Origin of the sequence: Citrobacter sp. Cpo040 (assembly GCF_030332915.1) — a bacterium.
GTDB lineage: Bacteria > Pseudomonadota > Gammaproteobacteria > Enterobacterales > Enterobacteriaceae > Citrobacter > Citrobacter portucalensis.
Window position 1 is genome coordinate 774,270 of sequence record NZ_JAOWGX010000037.1, and the last position, 20,961, is coordinate 795,230.

At 50.3% G+C, this 20,961-nt stretch carries 20 protein-coding genes; 19 read left to right on the forward strand and 1 reads right to left on the reverse strand.

Going from position 1 to position 20,961, the window contains the following annotated elements:
• The first annotated feature begins 55 nt into the window (after nt 1-55).
• The 12 genes from msrP (at nt 56) to OGX86_RS22220 (ending at nt 10,278) form a co-directional block, all read left to right on the forward strand.
• Entirely contained in the window at nt 56-1,060 is a 1,005-nt protein-coding gene (gene msrP, locus OGX86_RS22165) for a protein-methionine-sulfoxide reductase catalytic subunit MsrP (protein ID WP_048236875.1), read from the forward strand.
• Complete coding sequence (gene msrQ / locus OGX86_RS22170) at nt 1,061-1,660, forward strand: protein-methionine-sulfoxide reductase heme-binding subunit MsrQ (protein WP_128317543.1); 600 nt, start codon at nt 1,061-1,063, stop codon at nt 1,658-1,660.
• A gap of 392 nt (nt 1,661-2,052) precedes the next feature.
• Nucleotides 2,053-2,523 carry an acetyl-CoA carboxylase biotin carboxyl carrier protein gene (gene accB / locus OGX86_RS22175; RefSeq protein ID WP_181635166.1) on the forward strand — a complete coding sequence of 157 codons (471 nt, stop codon included), beginning with the start codon at nt 2,053-2,055 and terminating at the stop codon, nt 2,521-2,523.
• Nucleotides 2,524-2,533: 10 nt separating this feature from the next.
• Nucleotides 2,534-3,883, forward strand: coding sequence for an acetyl-CoA carboxylase biotin carboxylase subunit (gene accC / locus OGX86_RS22180; protein ID WP_003828838.1), 1,350 nt, complete (start codon nt 2,534-2,536; stop codon nt 3,881-3,883).
• A 107-nt stretch (nt 3,884-3,990) separates the two neighbouring features.
• A complete protein-coding gene (locus tag OGX86_RS22185; protein WP_003828839.1) occupies nt 3,991-4,233 on the forward strand; it encodes a YhdT family protein in 243 nt (80 codons plus the stop codon).
• Entirely contained in the window at nt 4,223-5,674 is a 1,452-nt protein-coding gene (gene panF / locus OGX86_RS22190; protein ID WP_286640689.1) for a sodium/pantothenate symporter, read from the forward strand. Before OGX86_RS22185 ends, panF begins: the two co-directional genes overlap by 11 nt.
• Nucleotides 5,675-5,685: 11 nt before the next feature.
• Nucleotides 5,686-6,567, forward strand: a complete 882-nt coding sequence (prmA, locus tag OGX86_RS22195; RefSeq protein ID WP_128317542.1) for a 50S ribosomal protein L11 methyltransferase — start codon at nt 5,686-5,688, stop codon at nt 6,565-6,567.
• Nucleotides 6,568-6,737: 170 nt separating this feature from the next.
• A complete protein-coding gene (locus OGX86_RS22200) occupies nt 6,738-7,472 on the forward strand; it encodes a carbonic anhydrase (RefSeq protein ID WP_240498900.1) in 735 nt (244 codons plus the stop codon).
• A 298-nt stretch (nt 7,473-7,770) separates the two neighbouring features.
• Nucleotides 7,771-8,736 carry a tRNA dihydrouridine synthase DusB gene (dusB, locus tag OGX86_RS22205; protein WP_008785970.1) on the forward strand — a complete coding sequence of 322 codons (966 nt, stop codon included), beginning with the start codon at nt 7,771-7,773 and terminating at the stop codon, nt 8,734-8,736.
• Between the two features lie 25 nt (nt 8,737-8,761).
• Complete coding sequence (fis, locus tag OGX86_RS22210; RefSeq protein ID WP_000462905.1) at nt 8,762-9,058, forward strand: DNA-binding transcriptional regulator Fis; 297 nt, start codon at nt 8,762-8,764, stop codon at nt 9,056-9,058.
• Between the two features lie 88 nt (nt 9,059-9,146).
• Nucleotides 9,147-10,031, forward strand: coding sequence for an adenine-specific DNA-methyltransferase (gene yhdJ, locus OGX86_RS22215; protein WP_032945161.1), 885 nt, complete (start codon nt 9,147-9,149; stop codon nt 10,029-10,031).
• Nucleotides 10,032-10,113: 82 nt separating this feature from the next.
• On the forward strand, nt 10,114-10,278 hold the full coding sequence (locus OGX86_RS22220; RefSeq protein ID WP_003025279.1) for a DUF2556 family protein: 165 nt from the start codon (nt 10,114-10,116) through the stop codon (nt 10,276-10,278).
• A 46-nt stretch (nt 10,279-10,324) separates the two neighbouring features.
• On the opposite strand, the gene envR is transcribed toward OGX86_RS22220, so the two are convergent.
• Nucleotides 10,325-10,981, reverse strand: a complete 657-nt coding sequence (gene envR, locus OGX86_RS22225; protein WP_048225757.1) for an acrEF/envCD operon transcriptional regulator — start codon at nt 10,979-10,981, stop codon at nt 10,325-10,327.
• A 414-nt stretch (nt 10,982-11,395) separates the two neighbouring features.
• On the opposite strand from envR, the gene OGX86_RS22230 reads away from it, so the two are divergent.
• From OGX86_RS22230 to OGX86_RS22260, 7 genes are all read left to right on the forward strand, one after another.
• Nucleotides 11,396-12,556, forward strand: a complete 1,161-nt coding sequence (locus OGX86_RS22230) for an efflux RND transporter periplasmic adaptor subunit (RefSeq protein ID WP_032945162.1) — start codon at nt 11,396-11,398, stop codon at nt 12,554-12,556.
• Between the two features lie 11 nt (nt 12,557-12,567).
• Nucleotides 12,568-15,681, forward strand: coding sequence for an efflux RND transporter permease subunit (locus tag OGX86_RS22235; RefSeq protein ID WP_286640692.1), 3,114 nt, complete (start codon nt 12,568-12,570; stop codon nt 15,679-15,681).
• Between the two features lie 271 nt (nt 15,682-15,952).
• Nucleotides 15,953-16,174 (forward strand): lipoprotein, encoded by a 222-nt coding sequence (locus tag OGX86_RS22240; protein WP_003025292.1) that lies wholly within the window; start codon nt 15,953-15,955, stop codon nt 16,172-16,174.
• A 460-nt stretch (nt 16,175-16,634) separates the two neighbouring features.
• Nucleotides 16,635-17,660: an amino acid ABC transporter substrate-binding protein gene (locus OGX86_RS22245; protein ID WP_048225761.1), complete on the forward strand. Its 1,026-nt coding sequence runs from the start codon at nt 16,635-16,637 to the stop codon at nt 17,658-17,660.
• 69 nt (nt 17,661-17,729) lie between these two features.
• Nucleotides 17,730-18,911 (forward strand): amino acid ABC transporter permease, encoded by a 1,182-nt coding sequence (locus OGX86_RS22250; protein WP_048215433.1) that lies wholly within the window; start codon nt 17,730-17,732, stop codon nt 18,909-18,911.
• A gap of 9 nt (nt 18,912-18,920) precedes the next feature.
• Nucleotides 18,921-20,024 (forward strand): amino acid ABC transporter permease, encoded by a 1,104-nt coding sequence (locus OGX86_RS22255; RefSeq protein ID WP_048215432.1) that lies wholly within the window; start codon nt 18,921-18,923, stop codon nt 20,022-20,024.
• 7 nt (nt 20,025-20,031) lie between these two features.
• On the forward strand, nt 20,032-20,790 hold the full coding sequence (locus OGX86_RS22260) for an amino acid ABC transporter ATP-binding protein (RefSeq protein ID WP_003025300.1): 759 nt from the start codon (nt 20,032-20,034) through the stop codon (nt 20,788-20,790).
• The last annotated feature ends 171 nt before the right edge of the window (nt 20,791-20,961 follow it).

The following is a 20,961-nucleotide window of genomic DNA, read 5'->3' on the forward strand; positions in this document are numbered from 1 at the left end:
GCCATATTAACTACGCGTCCCCTGTCAGTTATGACGCGTAAGCCGGGAGTCTGTTATGAAGAAATTACGTCCATTTACAGAAGCCGACGTCACTGACGAGTCGGCTTTTTTTATGCAGCGTCGCCAGGTGCTGAAAGCATTAGGGATCAGCGCAGCCGCGTTGTCTTTACCCCACTCTGCGCAGGCTGACCTTCTGAGTTGGTTTAAGGGTAATGACCGCCCGCCCGCGCCTGCGGGAAAGCCGCTTGATTTCAGCAAGCCCGCCGCCTGGCAAAATTCGCTTCCTTTAACCCCAGCGGATAAAGTTTCTGGCTACAACAACTTCTATGAATTCGGTCTCGACAAAGCGGATCCGGCAGCCAACGCGGGTAGCCTGAAAACCGATCCGTGGACATTAAAAATCAGTGGTGAGGTCGCCAAACCACTCACTCTCGATCACGATACCTTGACCACCCGTTTCCCGCTGGAGCAACGGATTTACCGCATGCGCTGCGTGGAAGCCTGGTCAATGGTCGTGCCGTGGATTGGCTTTCCGTTACATAAACTGTTGGCGCAGGTGGAACCCACCAGCAATGCGAAGTATGTCGCGTTCGAAACGCTGTACGCACCGGAGGAAATGCCAGGGCAAAAAGATCGCTTTATTGGCGGCGGGCTGAAGTATCCCTATGTTGAAGGGTTGCGCCTGGATGAAGCGATGCACCCACTCACACTGCTTACCGTGGGGGTTTATGGTAAGGCCCTTCCGCCACAAAATGGCGCGCCCATTCGCTTAATTGTGCCGTGGAAATATGGATTTAAAGGCATTAAGTCGATTGTGAGTATCAAACTCACGCGCGAACGCCCTCCGACAACCTGGAATCTGGCCGCGCCCAATGAATACGGGTTTTATGCCAACGTGAATCCGCATGTCGATCATCCCCGCTGGTCCCAGGCCACTGAGCGTTTTATTGGCGCTGGCGGTATTCTGGACGTACAGCGTCAGCCCACGCTGATGTTTAACGGCTATGCCGAAGAGGTTGCGTCACTGTATCGCGGACTCAATTTGCAGGAGAATTTTTAAGTGCGACTGACCGCAAAGCACATTACCGGGCTGAAATTTTGCCTGCATCTTGCCGGTTTTTTGCCGTTTATCTGGCTATTTTGGGCGATAAATCACGGCGGTCTGAGCGCGGATCCGGTCAAAGATATCCAGCACTTTACCGGTAGGACAGCTCTGAAATTCTTGCTGGCAACCTTGCTGGTCTCTCCACTCGCGCGCTACGCTAAACAGCCATTATTGATACGCACACGTCGCCTGTTAGGGCTATGGTGTTTCGCCTGGGCAACACTGCATTTAACCAGCTACGCGTTACTGGAACTGGGCATTAATAATCTGGCGTTGTTAGGGCGGGAATTAATTACGCGGCCTTATTTAACCTTGGGCATTGTCAGTTGGGTCATATTATTCGCCCTCACCTTAACATCCACGCAGGCTGCGCAGCGAAAGCTGGGTAAAAACTGGCAGTCTTTGCACAACTTCGTCTATCTTGTGGCGATCCTGGCACCCATACATTATCTGTGGTCGGTAAAAATTATCTCCCCTCAACCGATTATTTATGCAGCGCTCGCTGCGGTGCTATTAGCGTGCCGTTACAAGAAGTTTCGCCAGTGGTGGCGGTAGTTTCACGATATGTGCAGTGCGTTGCAAAACACGGACGATCCGATTTTCTTTACATGTTAACGGTTGATTATCTTCCCTGATAAGACCAGTATTTAGCTGCCAATTGCTACGAAATAGTTATAATGTGCGACTTTGCTATCCCCGATAGCGTTTTTAAGGCGCTGAAAGGGTGACAATCGCATATTGAAGGTATATTTTGTCTTTTACCCGAAAATGGCAGAAGATAGCCGCACAATGACTAACAAGTCTGGCAATCTCACTTAATGGCAGCAGCACCCAGTGCAGCGCCTGAGATGCGTGGCATCTTGTCACTCACTGTTATAAAAATGCTATACAGACGGCGGTAAAACGCCTGTCACAATCTCACTAAACAAAGAGTACGGAACCCACTCATGGATATTCGTAAGATTAAAAAACTGATCGAGCTGGTTGAAGAATCAGGCATCTCCGAACTGGAAATTTCTGAAGGCGAAGAATCTGTACGCATCAGCCGTGCGGCGCCAACTGCAAGTTTTCCGATGATGCAACAGGCTTATGCTGCACCAGTGATGCAGCAACCAGCTCTGTCTAACGCTGTCGCACAAACTGCCTCTCCAAGTATGGAAGCTCCGGCAGCAGCGGAAATCAGTGGTCACATCGTACGCTCCCCAATGGTTGGTACGTTCTACCGCACCCCGAGCCCGGATGCTAAAGCGTTCATCGAAATCGGACAGAAAGTGAATGCGGGCGATACCCTGTGCATCGTTGAAGCCATGAAAATGATGAACCAGATCGAAGCCGACAAATCCGGCGTAGTTAAAGCGATCCTGGTAGAAAGTGGTCAACCGGTAGAATTTGACGAGCCGCTGGTCGTCATCGAATAACGAGGCGAACATGTTGGATAAAATTGTTATCGCCAACCGCGGCGAGATTGCCCTGCGTATTCTTCGTGCCTGTAAAGAACTGGGCATCAAGACTGTCGCTGTGCATTCAAGTGCGGATCGCGATTTAAAACACGTATTGCTGGCGGATGAGACGGTCTGTATCGGCCCGGCTCCGTCCGTAAAAAGCTATCTGAACATCCCGGCTATCATCAGCGCCGCTGAAATCACCGGCGCGGTGGCAATTCACCCGGGCTATGGCTTCCTCTCTGAGAACGCCAATTTTGCTGAGCAGGTAGAGCGTTCTGGCTTTATCTTCATCGGCCCGAAAGCCGACACCATCCGCCTGATGGGCGACAAAGTGTCCGCAATCACCGCGATGAAGAAAGCGGGCGTACCGACAGTCCCAGGCTCTGACGGCCCGCTGGGCGATGACATGGACGCTAACCGCGCTCATGCTAAACGCATCGGCTACCCGGTTATCATCAAAGCCTCCGGCGGCGGCGGCGGTCGCGGTATGCGCGTCGTGCGCAGCGATGCCGAACTGGCACAATCCATCTCCATGACCAAAGCGGAAGCAAAAGCCGCTTTCAATAACGACATGGTCTACATGGAGAAATACCTGGAAAACCCACGCCACATTGAAATTCAGGTGCTGGCTGACGGTCAGGGTAACGCAATTTATCTGGCAGAACGTGACTGCTCCATGCAGCGTCGTCACCAGAAAGTTGTCGAAGAAGCACCAGCGCCAGGCATTACCCCGGAACTGCGTCGCTACATCGGCGAGCGTTGCGCCAAAGCGTGTGTTGATATCGGCTATCGCGGGGCGGGTACTTTCGAGTTCCTGTTCGAAAACGGCGAGTTCTACTTTATTGAGATGAACACCCGTATTCAGGTTGAACACCCGGTAACCGAAATGATCACCGGCGTTGATCTGATCAAAGAGCAGCTGCGCATCGCAGCGGGCCAACCGCTGTCCATCAAGCAGGACGAAGTTGTGGTTAAAGGCCATGCGGTAGAATGCCGTATCAACGCCGAAGACCCGAACACCTTCCTGCCAAGCCCGGGTAAAATCACGCGTTTCCACGCGCCGGGTGGCTTTGGTGTGCGTTGGGAGTCTCATATTTACGCAGGCTACACCGTACCTCCGTACTATGACTCAATGATCGGTAAGCTGATCTGCTATGGCGAAAACCGCGACGTCGCTATCGCCCGTATGAAAAACGCATTGCAGGAACTGATCATCGACGGTATCAAAACCAACGTTGACCTGCAGATCCGTATCATGAATGACGAGCACTTCCAGCACGGTGGAACCAATATCCACTACCTGGAGAAAAAACTCGGACTTCAGGAAAAGTAAGCGTGCGTTAACCGAAAAGGCCGGAAATTCCGGCCTTTTGTTTTTCTCCCCTCCCGCACGTGCCATAAGGTACAATCCCCGCTTTCTTTATCCACAAGGGACAAAAAATGGACGCTCGTTTTGTTCAGGCCCATAAAGAGGCGCGCTGGGCGCTGTGGCTAACCCTTTTATATCTGGTCACATGGTTAGTGGCCGCTTACTTACCAGATTCAACGCTGGGTTTTACCGGCTTACCGCACTGGTTCGAAATGGCCTGCCTGCTAACGCCGCTGGTTTTTATCGTGCTGTGCTGGGCGATGGTGAAGTTTATCTATCGCGACATTCCGTTGGAGGATGACGATGCAGCTTGAAGTTATTTTACCGCTGGTCGCCTATCTTCTGGTGGTCTTCGGTCTCTCAGTTTATGCCATGCGCAAGAGATCGACCGGTACCTTCCTGAATGAATATTTCCTCGGCAGCCGCTCCATGGGCGGCGTCGTGTTAGCGATGACGCTAACGGCAACCTACATTAGCGCCAGCTCGTTTATTGGCGGTCCTGGTGCCGCTTACAAATACGGACTGGGATGGGTGCTGCTAGCGATGATCCAGTTGCCCGCCGTATGGCTCTCATTGGGAATTCTTGGTAAGAAATTCGCCATTCTGGCACGCCGTTATAATGCTGTTACCCTCAACGATATGCTATTTGCGCGCTACCAGAGCCGCCTGCTGGTATGGCTGGCGAGCCTCAGCCTGTTGGTCGCGTTTGTCGGGGCAATGACCGTACAGTTTATTGGCGGCGCACGTTTGCTGGAAACCGCAGCGGGTATCCCCTACGAAACCGGTCTGCTGATTTTTGGCGTCAGCATCGCGTTATACACGGCGTTCGGCGGCTTTCGCGCCAGCGTACTGAACGATACCATGCAGGGCATGGTGATGCTGATTGGTACTATCGTTTTGCTGGTCGGCGTCGTTCATGCTGCCGGTGGCCTTAGCAATGCGGTGGTAACCCTGCAGGCTATCGACCCTAAACTGGTCTCGCCGCAGGGCGCTGATGACATTTTGTCACCCACGTTTATGACCTCATTCTGGGTGTTGGTATGCTTTGGCGTGATTGGCTTGCCGCATACGGCGGTACGCTGCATCTCTTATAAAGACAGTAAAGCGGTACACCGCGGCATTATCATCGGCACCATCGTAGTGGCGATCCTGATGTTTGGTATGCATCTGGCGGGTGCCCTGGGACGGGCGGTAATCCCTGACCTGACGGTACCGGATCTGGTTATCCCTACGCTGATGGTCAAAGTGTTGCCGCCGGTCGCTGCCGGGATTTTCCTCGCCGCGCCCATGGCCGCGATCATGTCGACGATCAATGCCCAATTGCTGCAAAGTTCCGCTACGATCATTAAGGATCTGTACCTGAACCTTCGCCCGGAACAGCTGGAAAACGAAACCCGGCTGAAGCGCATGTCGGCAGTGATTACCCTGCTGCTGGGCGCGTTACTGCTGCTGGCCGCCTGGAAACCGCCAGAGATGATTATCTGGTTGAATCTGCTGGCGTTTGGCGGGCTGGAAGCCGTCTTCCTGTGGCCGCTGGTGCTGGGCCTCTACTGGGAGCGGGCAAACGCGTCAGGCGCATTGAGCGCGATGATTGTCGGCGGCGTGCTTTATGCTCTACTCGCCACTTTTAACGTTCAGTTCCTGGGCTTCCATCCGATCGTGCCCTCGTTACTGATAAGCTTGCTGGCTTTCCTGATCGGCAACCGTTTCGGTTCCGCCGTCCCGCAAGCCGCCATATTGACTACTGATAAATAAAGAGTTTTGCCATGCCATGGATCCAACTGAAACTGAACACGACCGGTGCCAACGCTGAAGAGTTGAGCGATGCGCTGATGGAAGCGGGCTCCGTTTCCATTACTTTCCAGGATACGCATGATACGCCGGTATTTGAACCTCTGCCGGGCGAGACTCGCCTGTGGGGTGATACCGACGTTATCGGCTTGTTCGATGCAGAAACCGACATGAAAGAAGTGGTTGCCTTCCTGGAACAGCATCCACTGCTGGGCGAAGGTTTCGCGCATAAAATCGAACAGCTTGAAGACAAAGACTGGGAACGCGAATGGATGGATAACTTCCACCCGATGCGCTTTGGCGAACGTCTGTGGATTTGCCCGAGCTGGCGCGATGTCCCGGATGAGAATGCCGTCAACGTGATGCTGGACCCGGGTCTGGCGTTTGGTACAGGCACGCACCCCACCACCTCTCTGTGCCTGCAATGGCTGGACGGTCTTGATCTTAACGGTAAAACGGTTATCGACTTTGGCTGCGGCTCCGGCATTCTTGCCATTGCGGCGCTGAAGCTGGGTGCGGCGAAAGCCATTGGCGTAGATATCGATCCGCAAGCGATTCAGGCCAGCCGTGATAACGCCCAGCGTAACGGTGTTTCTGAGCGTCTGGAGCTTTATCTGCCGAAAGATCAGCCAGAGGCGATGAAAGCCGACGTGGTGGTCGCCAACATCCTTGCTGGCCCATTACGTGAACTGGCTCCGTTAATCAGCGTACTGCCCGTTGAGGGCGGCTTGCTGGGGCTTTCTGGTATTCTTGCCAGTCAGGCAGAAAGTGTCTGTGAAGCCTATGCCGATCTCTTTACGCTCGATCCGGTTATCGAGAAAGAAGAGTGGTGTCGCATTACCGGCCAGAAAAAATAATCCCTTCCGGCGTGGTTATCTGACCACGCCATTTTCAGACAATAGACCAGCATACCGACACTTTCCTCAGCGATATAATAATCAATTGATTTTGTTATTTTTTATATTGATTTTCATTGAGTAAACGTATGCGTTTCAACTGTTTTACAACAACTTTGCTGGCAGCATGCATGATGCCACTGACCACGCTGGCCGTACCATGGGGATATACCGAAGAAAACGGCCCCGCACGGTGGGGAGAAATCAGCAAAGCGTATGCAACGTGCCAGACGGGCATAAACCAATCCCCCATAGACATCCAGACCACCACTGCCAGTAAACTCGGTCTTCCCGCGCTCAACATGCAGTACGTCGATGGCCCAACCAGATTTCGGAGCATTAACCATACGTTGCAGGCAACGATGAGTAGCTATGCATCTAATTCTATTGAAATTGATGAAACGCTTTATTATTTAAAACAATTTGATTTTCATGCCCCGAGCGAACATACGCTCAACGGTAAAACCTATCCGCTGGAGCTGCAGTTACTCCACAAAAATCAATCCGGAGACATCGCTATCGTAGCGGTTATGTTTGACGTCGGTGAACCGAACCAGGCGATTCAAAATTTGTGGGAGTCCTTTCCAACCATGGAGGACAGCAGTATGCCCATCTTCTCACCCGTTAATATCAATCAACTTTTACCCGACAATAAAACCTACTGGCTCTATCGTGGTTCGTTAACAACGCCTCCCTGCACCGAAGGTGTCACCTGGGCTGTCCTGAAAACGCCTGTTGCTCTTTCAGCCGAACAGTTGGATAAATTTCACTACATTGTTGGGCCTGCAAACAATCGCCCGCTGCAGCCGTTGAATGAACGCAAGATTACGGACAGCTATTCTGGGGATACCGAGATCCTGTACTAAAATGAGGTAGCGATCACACAATGACGAGGTAATTTGCTGATTAATTCAGCAGAATATCTTGTCAGTACCGTCTGCAGCTGAAGAAAAAATGAGAAGTTACGCAAAATTATATGTGTATATAAAATCGACACATTTTTATAATGCGATGATTTATATGATTAAATATTTTCATGCGTTCACATTTACGGCAATTCATTGATCCACCTCAGTGGATTGGTCAAAGTTTGGCCTTTCATCTCGTGCGAAAAATGCGTAATATACGCCGCCTTGCAGTCACAGTATGGTCATTTCTTAACTCATGCGCATCGGACAATACCAGCTCAGAAATCGCCTGATCGCAGCACCTATGGCTGGCATCACTGACAGACCATTCAGGACGCTGTGCTATGAGATGGGAGCAGGATTGACAGTATCCGAGATGATGTCTTCTAACCCGCAGGTTTGGGAAAGTGACAAGTCTCGTTTACGGATGGTGCACGTTGATGAGCCAGGAATTCGCACGGTGCAAATTGCCGGTAGCGACCCTGTTGAGATGGCCGATGCCGCACGTATTAACGTGGAAAGCGGCGCCCAGATTATTGATATCAATATGGGGTGTCCGGCTAAAAAAGTGAATCGCAAGCTCGCAGGTTCAGCCCTCTTGCAGTACCCGGATTTAGTGAAATCGATACTAACCGAGGTCGTCAATGCAGTGGACGTTCCTGTCACACTCAAGATTCGCACCGGCTGGGCTCCGGAACACCGTAACTGCGTAGAGATTGCCCAACTGGCTGAAGACTGTGGCATTCAGGCTCTGACCATTCATGGACGCACCCGCGCCTGTTTGTTCAATGGAGATGCTGAGTACGACAGTATTCGGGCAGTTAAGCAGAAAGTTTCCATTCCGATTATCGCGAATGGCGACATTACTGACCCGCATAAAGCCAGAGCTGTACTCGACTATACGGGGGCGGATGCCCTGATGATAGGACGTGCAGCTCAGGGAAGACCCTGGATCTTTCGGGAAATCCAGCATTATCTGGACACTGGGGAGCTGCTGCCCCCGCTGCCTCTGGCAGAGGTGAAGCGCTTGCTTTGTGCGCACATTCGGGAACTGCACGACTTTTATGGTCAGGCAAAAGGGTACCGAATTGCGCGTAAACACGTATCCTGGTATCTCCAGGAACACGCTCCGGATGACCAGTTTCGGCGCACATTCAACGCCATTGAAGATTCCAGCGAACAGCTGGCGGCGTTGGAGGCATACTTCGAAAATTTTGCGTAAACAGAAATAAAGAGCTGACAGAACTATGTTCGAACAACGCGTAAATTCTGACGTACTGACCGTTTCTACCGTTAACTCTCAGGACCAGGTAACTCAAAAGCCCCTGCGTGACTCGGTTAAACAGGCACTGAAGAACTATTTTGCTCAATTGAATGGTCAGGATGTGAATGATCTCTATGAGCTGGTACTGGCTGAAGTAGAACAGCCCCTGTTGGACATGGTGATGCAATACACCCGCGGTAACCAGACCCGTGCTGCCCTGATGATGGGCATCAACCGTGGTACGCTGCGTAAAAAACTGAAAAAATACGGCATGAACTGATACTAATCAGTTAAATGTTTGTTTTAAAAGGCGCTACTCGGCATGGGGAAGCGCCTTTTTTATTGACGTCACACGGGAGGCTTTGGCGATGAACGCGAGATGTGAACCTGTCTATTTTGGCGATGAATCTAAAAAGATAATCCTGGGCGATGCGCTAACTGAACTGAAAAAACTGCCGTCTGAAAGCGTCGAACTCATTTTTGCTGACCCTCCTTATAACATCGGGAAAGACTTTGACGGGATGGTTGAATCCTGGGACGAAGAGACCTTTCTGGCGTGGTTGTTTGAGTGCATCGACGAGTGCCATCGCATCCTCAAACCACACGGCACCATGTACATCATGAACAGTACGGAGAACATGCCGTACATCGACCTCAAATGCCGCCCGCTTTTTACCATCAAGAGCCGTATCGTGTGGTCATATGATAGCTCGGGGGTACAGGCCAAAAATTACTTTGGTTCGATGTATGAACCGATCCTGATGATGGTCAAAGATCAGAAAAACTACACGTTTAATCGTGACGATATTCTGGTTGAAGCCAAAACTGGCGCTAAACGCGCGCTAATAGACTACAGAAAGAATCCGCCCCAGCCATACAATCAGAAAAAAGTGCCGGGCAATGTCTGGGAGTTCCCACGCGTACGCTATCTGATGGACGAATACGAAAACCACCCCACCCAGAAACCCAAAGCCCTCCTGGAGCGTATAATTCTGGCGTCCTCGAACCCAGATGACAAGGTACTGGATCCGTTTGCCGGCAGCTTCACCACCGGAGCTACCGCCGTGGAATTGGGTCGCAAGTTTGTCGGGATTGAGATCAATACTGAATACGTAAAAATGGGACTCAGAAGACTGAGTATCGGTTCTCATTTTTCAGAAATTGAGCTTGCCAAGGTGAAAAAACGTAAGACAAAAAACCTGTCTAAAAAGAGTCGATTGACGGCAAAGAGTGGCGATCTTTCAACAAAGTAAAGGCATTGTAAGTCTGCTTTTCAGCTTAAAAATTTCGTGTATATTCCCTGCACACTTGGGCATGAATACACAGGGTTTAGGAATGATTCGCAAGTATTGGTGGCTGGTTGTTTTTGCGGTCTTCGTTTTTCTTTTTGATGCGCTGCTCATCCAATGGATAGAGCTGATGACAACAGAGCACGACAAGTGCCGGAATATGAACTCAGTGAATCCCCTTAAGCTGGTCAACTGCGTCGACCTCGAATAGCACCTCAGATAACACTTCGACAGCCGTCAGCCTCTGGCGGTAAAAACTATCCGACCTGGTTTTCACTCTGCATTAATTGCATGACGCTACCGTCTGGGCTTAACATTTTTAGTACATTATCAACTAATACTGGAGCTTGCCCATATAGATCATAACTCACTGGATTCATTAACCAGTTTTTTATAATTCCGCTAAAACTACCGTGCAGAATAATGATGATGACATCTAAATCAAGAGTGGTGGCAATCAAATTGTCATCGACACATTTTTGCAGGGAATCACGAATGCTTTGATGACTGATACCTATTTTATCGCGAATAGCCTGCTCAGATATCATATCGTTATGAAATTCACACTTATGATATAAAATCTGCATTAATGCCTGCTGACGAGGGTTCTCTGCAATATATTGTAACCCCACCACAAACTTTTCTCGCAATCGCTGTAAAGGGTTATCACCCCAACGACCAATTAACTTGTCCTGAATAAGATCGCGTAAAGGTGGTTGTTGTAACCATAGCTCATTAAACAATTGAGTTTTATTTTCGAAATGCCAATAGAGCGCGCCACGCGTCACGCTGGCGGCATCCGCAATGTCGTTTAGCGTCGTATTGCTTACGCCACGTGCGGCAAACTGTACAATTGCCGTTTCTATCAGGTGCTGCCGCGTTTTGAGGGCATCAGCTTTCGTTTTTCTGGCCATGGTTCCGACTGTCTGAGGTAGAGTAGAGAATGATTAACTTTCTTATCTAATATTTGCGATACGGAACAAATGTATCACTTAGCATTTATTTAGACGAGGTCTAAAGTATTTAATTGCGGACATTACACACGAATAGATAAAACAAATAACAAAAACAAATATATTCACCATTCAGATGATCATTTCAAAATGTATTTATCAGCATCATGGTGTTGCTATAAATATCACAATGAAACGGTAGCTGATTAATCTTTTTTTGCTTTTATGTGCCGTGAACCCCGCCCATAAATAAGTATTGCTTACATCGCAAGCTAATAATTTGTAGGATAGCCAACTATTATTTTTTCTTGTGCGCGTTATCACCCCTATTGTTACTCGGTTAATAACGAGCGTTCGGTTTTTTAAGGAATAGAAATGACGAAAAATGCCAGGTTTTCACTCCTGCCCTCATTCATCATCATCTCCGCTGCATTACTCGCCGGTTGTAACGATCAGGGAGAAACACAAGCACATCCCGCAGAGCCGCAGGTGACTGTCCATGTCGTCGAAAAGGCCCCTTTAGCCGTGACGACCGAATTACCCGGACGCACCACAGCATTTCGTATTGCAGAAGTCCGTCCTCAGGTTAGTGGAATTGTACTTAAACGGAATTTCACTGAGGGAAGCGATATTGAAGCCGGGCAGTCACTTTATCAGATCGATCCAGCGACTTACCAGGCTGACTATGACAGCGCCAAAGGTGAACTGGCGAAGAGTGAAGCGGCGGCTGCAATCGCGCATTTAACGGTGAAACGCTATGTGCCGTTGGTTGGCACCAAGTACATCAGCCAGCAAGAGTACGATCAGGCAATTGCTGATGCTCGTCAGGCCGATGCCTCCGTGATCGCAGCAAAAGCGGCGGTCGAAAGCGCGCGTATCAATCTGGCCTACACCAAAGTGACATCGCCAATTAGCGGACGCATCGGTAAATCCAACGTCACCGAAGGTGCATTAGTCACGAATGGCCAGGCTACAGAGCTTGCTACCGTTCAACAGCTCGATCCCATTTACGTCGACGTGACACAGTCCAGTAACGACTTTATGCGCCTCAAACAGTCCGTTGAACAAGGGAGTCTGCATAAAGACAGCGCCAGCAGTACTGTCGAACTGGTGATGGAAAATGGTCAGTCATACCCGCTAAAAGGCTCTTTGCAGTTTTCTGATGTGACGGTTGATGAAAGCACCGGCTCAATCACCCTCAGAGCCGTGTTCCCTAACCCACAGCACACGCTGTTGCCGGGCATGTTTGTGCGCGCACGCATTGATGAAGGCGTCCAGCCGAATGCCATTCTCGTTCCGCAGCAAGGGGTAACGCGTACTCCTCGCGGTGATGCCACCGTAATGGTCGTTAACGACAAGAGTCAGGTTGAGTCTCGCGCAGTCGTTGCCGCACAAGCTATTGGTGACAAGTGGCTCATCAGCGAAGGCCTGCAACCGGGTGACAAAGTTATCGTGAGCGGCTTACAGAAAGCACGTCCAGGCGTTCAGGTTAAAGCAACCGCCGATACCGAAACCCCTGCCACGAAAGCCCAATAAGGTAACCGGACATGGCTAACTTTTTTATCAGGCGTCCTATCTTTGCCTGGGTATTGGCTATCATTCTGATGATGGCGGGTGCTCTGGCAATCATGCAACTGCCCGTGGCACAGTACCCGACCATTGCGCCTCCTGCGGTCGCCATTTCTGCCACCTACCCTGGTGCAGATGCACAGACGGTTCAGGATACAGTCACACAGGTTATCGAACAGAATATGAATGGTATCGATAACCTGATGTATATGTCCTCCACCAGCGACTCGGCCGGGAGTGTGACTATTACACTGACTTTCCAGTCCGGTACCGATCCCGATATCGCGCAAGTGCAGGTGCAAAATAAACTGCAGCTCGCCACTCCGTTACTGCCGCAAGAAGTTCAGCAGCAAGGGATCAGCGTTGAGAAATCCAGCAGCAGCTTTTTGATGGTTGCGGGTTTTGTTTCTGACAACCCACAAACCACACAGGATGACATTTCCGACTACGTCGCTTCGAACGTTAAAGACTCAATCAGCCGTCTGAATGGCGTGGGTGACGTGCAGCTGTTTGGTGCACAGTACGCCATGCGCATCTGGCTGGATGCAAACTTATTGAACAAATATCAGCTCACGCCGGTTGATGTGATCAATCAGTTGAAGGTACAGAACGATCAGATTGCCGCAGGTCAGTTAGGGGGTACGCCTGCATTACCTAACCAGCAGCTGAACGCCTCTATCATTGCGCAAACGCGACTGAAAGACCCTGAAGAGTTCGGCAAAGTGACGTTACGCGTGAACAGCGATGGCTCGGTTGTTCACCTGAAAGACGTCGCGCGTATCGAGTTAGGCGGGGAAAACTACAACGTCGTGGCGCGTATTAACGGTAAGCCTGCATCCGGCCTTGGGATCAAGCTGGCAACCGGGGCAAACGCGCTGGATACTGCTAACGCGATTAAAGCCAAGCTGGTTGAACTGCAGCCATTCTTCCCACAGGGAATGAAGGTGGTCTACCCGTACGACACGACGCCGTTTGTGACCATCTCCATTCATGAAGTGGTAAAAACGTTGTTTGAAGCGATCGTGCTGGTGTTCCTGGTCATGTATTTGTTCCTGCAAAACATCCGGGCAACGCTCATTCCAACCATCGCCGTACCTGTCGTATTGTTGGGCACATTTGCCGTGCTTGCTGCGTTTGGCTACTCAATAAACACCCTGACGATGTTCGGCATGGTACTCGCCATCGGTCTATTGGTCGATGATGCGATAGTGGTGGTGGAAAACGTAGAACGCGTGATGATGGAGGATCATCTGCCGCCCAAAGAGGCGACGGAAAAATCCATGTCACAAATACAGGGAGCACTGGTTGGTATTGCCATGGTGCTGTCTGCGGTATTTATCCCGATGGCCTTCTTTGGCGGTTCAACCGGGGCTATCTATCGGCAATTTTCCATCACCATCGTTTCCGCCATGGCGCTTTCAGTACTGGTCGCGCTGATCCTGACTCCCGCACTTTGTGCAACGTTACTGAAGCCCGTATCAGCTGAACATCACGAGAAAAGAAGCGGTTTCTTTGGCTGGTTCAACGCCAAATTCGATCACAGCGTCAATCATTACACCAATAGCGTCAGCGGTATTGTGCGTAAAACTGGGCGTTACCTGGTCGTCTACCTGATAATCGTCATCGGGATGGCGGTGCTGTTTATGCGCCTGCCAACCTCCTTCCTGCCAGAGGAAGATCAGGGCGTCTTCCTGACGATGATTCAACTTCCTGCAGGCGCCACGCAAGAACGCACCCAGAAGGTGCTGGATCAGGTCACCCACTACTACCTGAACAATGAAAAAGCCAACGTTGAAAGCGTCTTTACGGTTAACGGCTTTAGCTTCAGCGGCCAGGGACAAAACTCAGGGATGGCGTTCGTCAGCCTCAAGCCCTGGGAAGAACGTAGCGGTAACGAAAATAACGTTGAATCAATTATCGCCCGCGCTACCCGAGCGTTTAGTCAGATTCGTGATGGTCTGGTGTTCCCTTTCAACATGCCAGCCATTGTTGAACTGGGTACCGCAACCGGCTTCGACTTCGAACTGATTGACCAGGGCGGGTTGGGACATACCGCGTTAACGCAAGCGCGTAACCAACTGCTGGGCATGGTTGCCAAACACCCTGACCTGCTGGTTCGCGTGCGTCCAAACGGTCTCGAGGATACCGCACAGTTCAAGCTGGATGTCGATCAGGAAAAAGCTCAGGCCCTTGGCGTCTCGCTGTCCGATATTAATGAAACCATCTCCGCTGCGCTGGGTGGCTATTACGTCAATGACTTCATTGACCGTGGCCGCGTGAAAAAAGTGTACGTACAGGCCGATGCCAAATTCCGTATGTTGCCGGAAGACATCAATAATCTGTATGTTCGTAGCGCCAATGGCGAAATGGTTCCGTTCTCCACGTTCAGTTCCGCACACTGGATCTACGGCTCACCGCGCCTGGAGCGCTATAACGGTATGCCTTCTATGGAACTGCTGGGAGAAGCTGCGCCTGGCAGAAGTACCGGTGAAGCAATGGCGCTGATGGAAAGCCTGGCGGAAAAACTGCCAAACGGTATTGGTCATGACTGGACGGGGATGTCCTATCAGGAACGACTGTCGGGTAACCAGGCTCCTGCGCTGTATGCCATCTCGCTAATCGTTGTCTTCCTTTGCCTTGCCGCATTGTATGAAAGCTGGTCTATTCCTTTCTCGGTGATGCTGGTTGTACCGCTCGGTGTTGTGGGCGCATTGTTAGCAGCATCACTGCGTGGTATGAATAACGATGTGTATTTCCAGGTTGGCTTACTAACCACAATCGGCCTCTCGGCTAAGAACGCCATCCTGATCGTCGAGTTTGCCAAAGACCTGATGGATAAAGAAGGCAAGGGGTTGGTTGAAGCGACGCTGGAGGCATCGCGCATGCGTCTTCGTCCTATCCTGATGACATCCCTGGCCTTTATTCTGGGGGTTATGCCTCTGGTTATCAGTCACGGTGCAGGTAGTGGTGCGCAGAATGCGGTCGGTACCGGTGTTATGGGAGGAATGCTGACCGCAACATTGTTGGCTATCTTCTTCGTCCCCGTCTTCTTCGTTGTCGTGAGACGGCGTTTTAGTCGGCACAACGATTAATTTGTAAAATAAAGGCGTCTACGGACGCCTTTTTCACCCATGTTACGCCTCTTTATTTATTAATAAGATAGCCATTTATTTCATTTAAAGCATTTCTTTAAACGCGCCCGCGACCTTTCTTTTTATCCATTATTTTTACAATCCACATGAATTGAGATTATTCCTCATGTCAGTCCTTTTTTAAGAAGTGGTAAAATAATCGCCGAGTTCGCAGATGGCTTAGCGTTTGTCTTTGCTCGATTAGCGAAACGCTTATTTTTGAGGTAACACCATGAAAAGATTAATATCCGTTGCACTGCTTACCGCATTCCTGGCTGGCTGTGCACACGATTCTCCTTGCGTACCTGTATACGACGATCAGGGACGCCTGGTTCATACCAATACCTGTATGAAAGGCACCACCCAGGATAACTGGGAAACAGCCGGGGCCATCGCCGGTGGTGCTGCAGCCGTTGCCGGACTGACGCTTGGGATTGTCGCCCTGACCAAATAAATCATCTTAAAAGCGCGGTTATTACCGCGCTTTTAGCAATAAGCATAAAATCTGCATATAAGACAAAACGTTGCTTAATAGAACCTGACATGTAATAAAATTATTATAGATTTCACTCACACATCCGCGATTTGAAATTAGCATTTTTTCTGTTTTTCGTAACACCACATTTTCTTTTCATTATTCTCACGCCATTAATATTAACGCCAGAAATCGTTATCACGCGTCCTGTCTGATTTTTAAATTTTTTGCGCCGAAATGTGGCTTACGTTTCAATTTTGCACCACTTCAGGGCGCTGCATTTATTTTTTCCTGTCTACACTCTGCATATTGCGTCGAATAATCAGGCGCAAAAAACTGGCACTACCTTTGCTTAAAAGAGTATGGCCAAAGCCACAGAAAGGTAAAAGACGTTTTCAGAACGTTTCCATAACAATAATTCCTCCACACAGGATGCTCTATGAAAAAGATGATAATCGCCAGCCTGGCTGCGGCCGGTGTGCTGCTTGCTGTTGCAAATCAGGCACATGCCGGCGCAACACTTGATGCCGTAAAGAAAAAAGGGTTTGTGCAATGTGGGATCAGCGACGGCTTGCCTGGCTTTTCTTACGCCGATGCAAGCGGCAAGTTCTCGGGTATTGATGTTGATGTATGTCGTGGCGTTGCCTCCGCCGTATTTGGCGATGATAGCAAAGTAAAATATACCCCGCTCACCGCCAAGGAACGCTTTACCGCATTACAGTCTGGTGAAGTCGACATGCTCTCTCGTAATACCACGTGGACCTCTTCTCGTGATGCCGGTATGGGCATGTCCTTCACTGGTGTAACGTATTACGACGGCATTGGTTTTCTTACCCACAATAAAGCAGGCCTGAAGAGCGCTAAAGAGCTGGATGGTGCAACGGTCTGTATTCAGGCGGGAACCGATACCGAACTAAACGTGGCCGACTACTTTAAAGCCAACAAGATGAAGTACACCCCCGTCACCTTTGACCGTTCGGATGAATCAGCCAAAGCTCTGGAATCTGGACGTTGCGATACGCTGGCTTCCGACCAGTCTCAGCTGTATGCCCTACGCATCAAGCTGAGCAATCCTGCGGAATGGATCGTCCTGCCAGAAGTTATTTCTAAAGAACCTCTGGGACCTGTCGTACGTCGTGGGGACGATGAGTGGTTCTCCATTGTTCGCTGGACGCTGTTCGCCATGCTAAATGCGGAAGAAATGGGTGTTAACTCGAAAAACGTCGATGACAAAGCGGCTAATCCAGCAACACCGGATATGGCACACCTGTTGGGTAAAGAAGGGGATTATGGCAAGGATCTGAAGCTTGATAACAAATGGGCCTACAACATTATCAAGCAGGTTGGTAACTATTCGGAGATCTTTGAACGTAACGTTGGATCGGAAAGTCCGCTGAAGATCAAACGTGGACAGAACAACCTCTGGAATAACGGTGGCATTCAGTATGCGCCACCGGTGCGCTAATGCGTAGTGATGTAACGGGCGCCGCAACTGCGGCGCTCAGCCCAGAGTCATAGTTACTGAGGTTTTCTTATGTTCCATCGCCGCTCAACCGTAAAAGGATCGTTATCCTTTTCTAACCCTGCGGTCCGCGCCTGGTTATTTCAAATACTCGCCGTCATTGCGGTTATCAGCATTGCGGTCTATCTCATTCATAACACGATAAATAACCTGAACAATAGCGGTATTACCTCGGGGTTTTCTTTTCTCGATCGCAGCGCCGGATTTGGCATTGTCCAGCATCTGATCGATTACGAGCAAGGCGATACGTATGGTCGTGTCTTTGTGGTCGGCCTGCTCAATACGCTGTTAGTTTCAGCACTGTGCATTGTTTTCGCATCAATTCTCGGTTTCTTTCTCGGGCTGGCACGCCTGTCAGATAACTGGTTATTGCGAAAGCTCTCGACGATCTACATCGAAACGTTCCGCAATATACCGCCGCTGCTGCAGATCTTCTTCTGGTATTTCGCCGTATTACGTAATCTGCCCGGCCCACGCCAGGCCGTTAACGCGCTGGATTTGATGTTCCTGAGTAACCGGGGGCTCTATATTCCGTCCCCGCAAATGGGAGAAGGTTTTTTTGCCTTTTGCACCGCTGTCGTTATCGCTATCGTCGTCACCATCGGATTATTTCGCTTCAACAGAATGCATCAGACCAAAACCGGTCAGCTACGTCGGACCTGGCCCACAGCTCTGGCGTTGATCGTACTTTTACCGGTGATTTCACAGTGGATGTTTGGCGCTGCGCTTCACTGGGATATTCCCGAGCTCCGTGGTTTTAACTTCCGTGGCGGTATGGTGCTTATTCCTGAACTGGCGGCACTAACTCTGGCGCTTTCGGTATATACCTCGGCATTTATTGCAGAAATTATTCGGGCGGGCATTCAGGCCGTTCCTTACGGCCAACATGAAGCCGCACGCTCGCTGGGTCTGCCAAATCCGGTGACGCTACGCCAGGTAATCATCCCACAGGCGCTACGCGTCATCATTCCCCCACTGACCAGCCAGTACCTGAATATCGTCAAGAACTCTTCTCTTGCAGCCGCCATTGGCTACCCGGACATGGTTTCACTGTTTGCCGGCACGGTACTCAATCAAACAGGGCAAGCCATTGAAACGATCGCCATCACCATGTCGGTATACCTGATCATCAGTCTGAGTATTTCTTTGCTGATGAATATTTATAACCGCCGTATTGCACTGATTGAGCGCTAAGGAGCCATGATGACAAAAGCACTGCTGTCTCACCCCTCGCGCCAGCGCAGCAATCCGGCAAGCCGCTGTCTACTCTGGGTGCGTAAAAACCTGTTCTCCAGTTGGTCAAATAGCCTGCTCACCCTGCTATGCGTATGGCTGATTTGGTCATTTCTCCCGCCACTGTTGAACTGGGTATTCTTTCAGGCCAACTGGGTCGGTTCTACCCGGGCAGACTGTACCAAAGCCGGAGCCTGCTGGGTGTTCATCCATGAACGCTTCGGGCAATTCATGTATGGGCTTTATCCACACGATCAGCGTTGGCGTGTAAATCTGGCCCTGATAATTGGTCTGGTTTCTATTGTTCCGATGTTCTGGAAAACCATTCCCCACCGAGGCCGTTATATCGCCATCTGGGCAGTCATATATCCGATTGTCGTCTGGTGGCTGATGTACGGTGGTTTTTTCGGGCTTGAACGCGTAGAAACCCGGCAGTGGGGTGGATTAACACTGACGCTTATTATTGCATCCGTGGGGATTGCAGGCGCGCTTCCATGGGGTATTTTACTGGCGTTGGGACGTCGTTCCCATATGCCAGTCGTGCGGGTTTTATCCGTCATTTTCATTGAGTTCTGGCGCGGTGTACCGTTGATTACCGTTCTGTTTATGTCCTCGGTCATGCTTCCTCTGTTTATGTCCGAAGGAACCAGTATCGACAAGCTTATCCGGGCGCTGGTCGGCGTTATTCTTTTCCAGTCGGCCTATGTCGCAGAAGTGGTTCGCGGAGGGTTACAGGCCCTACCGAAAGGTCAGTATGAGGCCGCGGAATCACTGGCGCTAGGGTACTGGAAAACTCAGGGGCTGGTCATTCTTCCGCAAGCCCTCAAGCTGGTTATCCCGGGTCTGGTTAACACGATTATCGCCCTGTTCAAGGATACCAGCCTGGTCATCATCATCGGTCTGTTTGATCTCTTCAGTAGCGTGCAGCAGGCAACTGTGGACCCTGCGTGGCTGGGTATGTCGACAGAAGGATATGTTTTCGCTGCACTGATTTACTGGATCTTCTGTTTCAGTATGTCGCGTTACAGCCAACATCTGGAAAAACGTTTTAACACCGGGCGTACACCGCACTGAGGAATTTATGAGCCAATTATTAATGCCGTCTACCGACGCGATGATTACGCTGGAAAACGTCAACAAATGGTACGGACAGTTTCATGTCCTGAAAAACATCAACCTGAAGGTAAAACAGGGAGAGCGCATCGTATTATGCGGGCCTTCCGGTTCGGGTAAATCGACAACTATCCGCTGTATTAACCATCTGGAAGAACATCAGCAAGGACGCATAGTAGTGGATGGGATTGAGCTCAATGAAGACATCCGCAATATTGAGCGCGTCCGACAAGAAGTTGGCATGGTCTTTCAGCACTTTAATCTCTTTCCTCATTTAACTGTCTTGCAAAACTGCACGCTGGCGCCTATCTGGGTGCAAAAGATGCCGAAAAAAGAGGCTGAAGTACTGGCAATGCACTACCTTGAGCGGGTCCGCATTGCCGAACATGCACATAAATATCCCGGGCAAATCTCTGGTGGACAACAACAGCGCGTGGCCATTGCACGCTCGCTGTGTATGAAACCCAAAATCATGTTATTTGATGAACCCACATCAGCGTTGGATCCTGAAATGGTAAAAGAAGTGCTGGATACCATGATAGGTCTGGCGCAATCGGGCATGACCATGCTATGTGTAACCCATGAAATGGGCTTTGCCCGCACAGTAGCTGACCGGGTGATCTTTATGGATCTTGGCGAGATTGTGGAACAGGCACCACCGGATGAGTTTTTTGCTCACCCCAAATCGGAACGCACTCGCGCGTTTTTATCGCAGGTTATTCATTAAATATATATATGCCGGATACAGTTCCGGCTGATTTCCGCGTATAAATGCAAAAAGGCCATCCTTTCGGATGGCCTTTTCACTTATTTGATGTCTGGCAGTTTATGGCGGGCGTCCTGCCCGCCACCCTCCGGGCCGTTGCTGCGCAACGTTCAAATCCGCTCCCGGCGGATT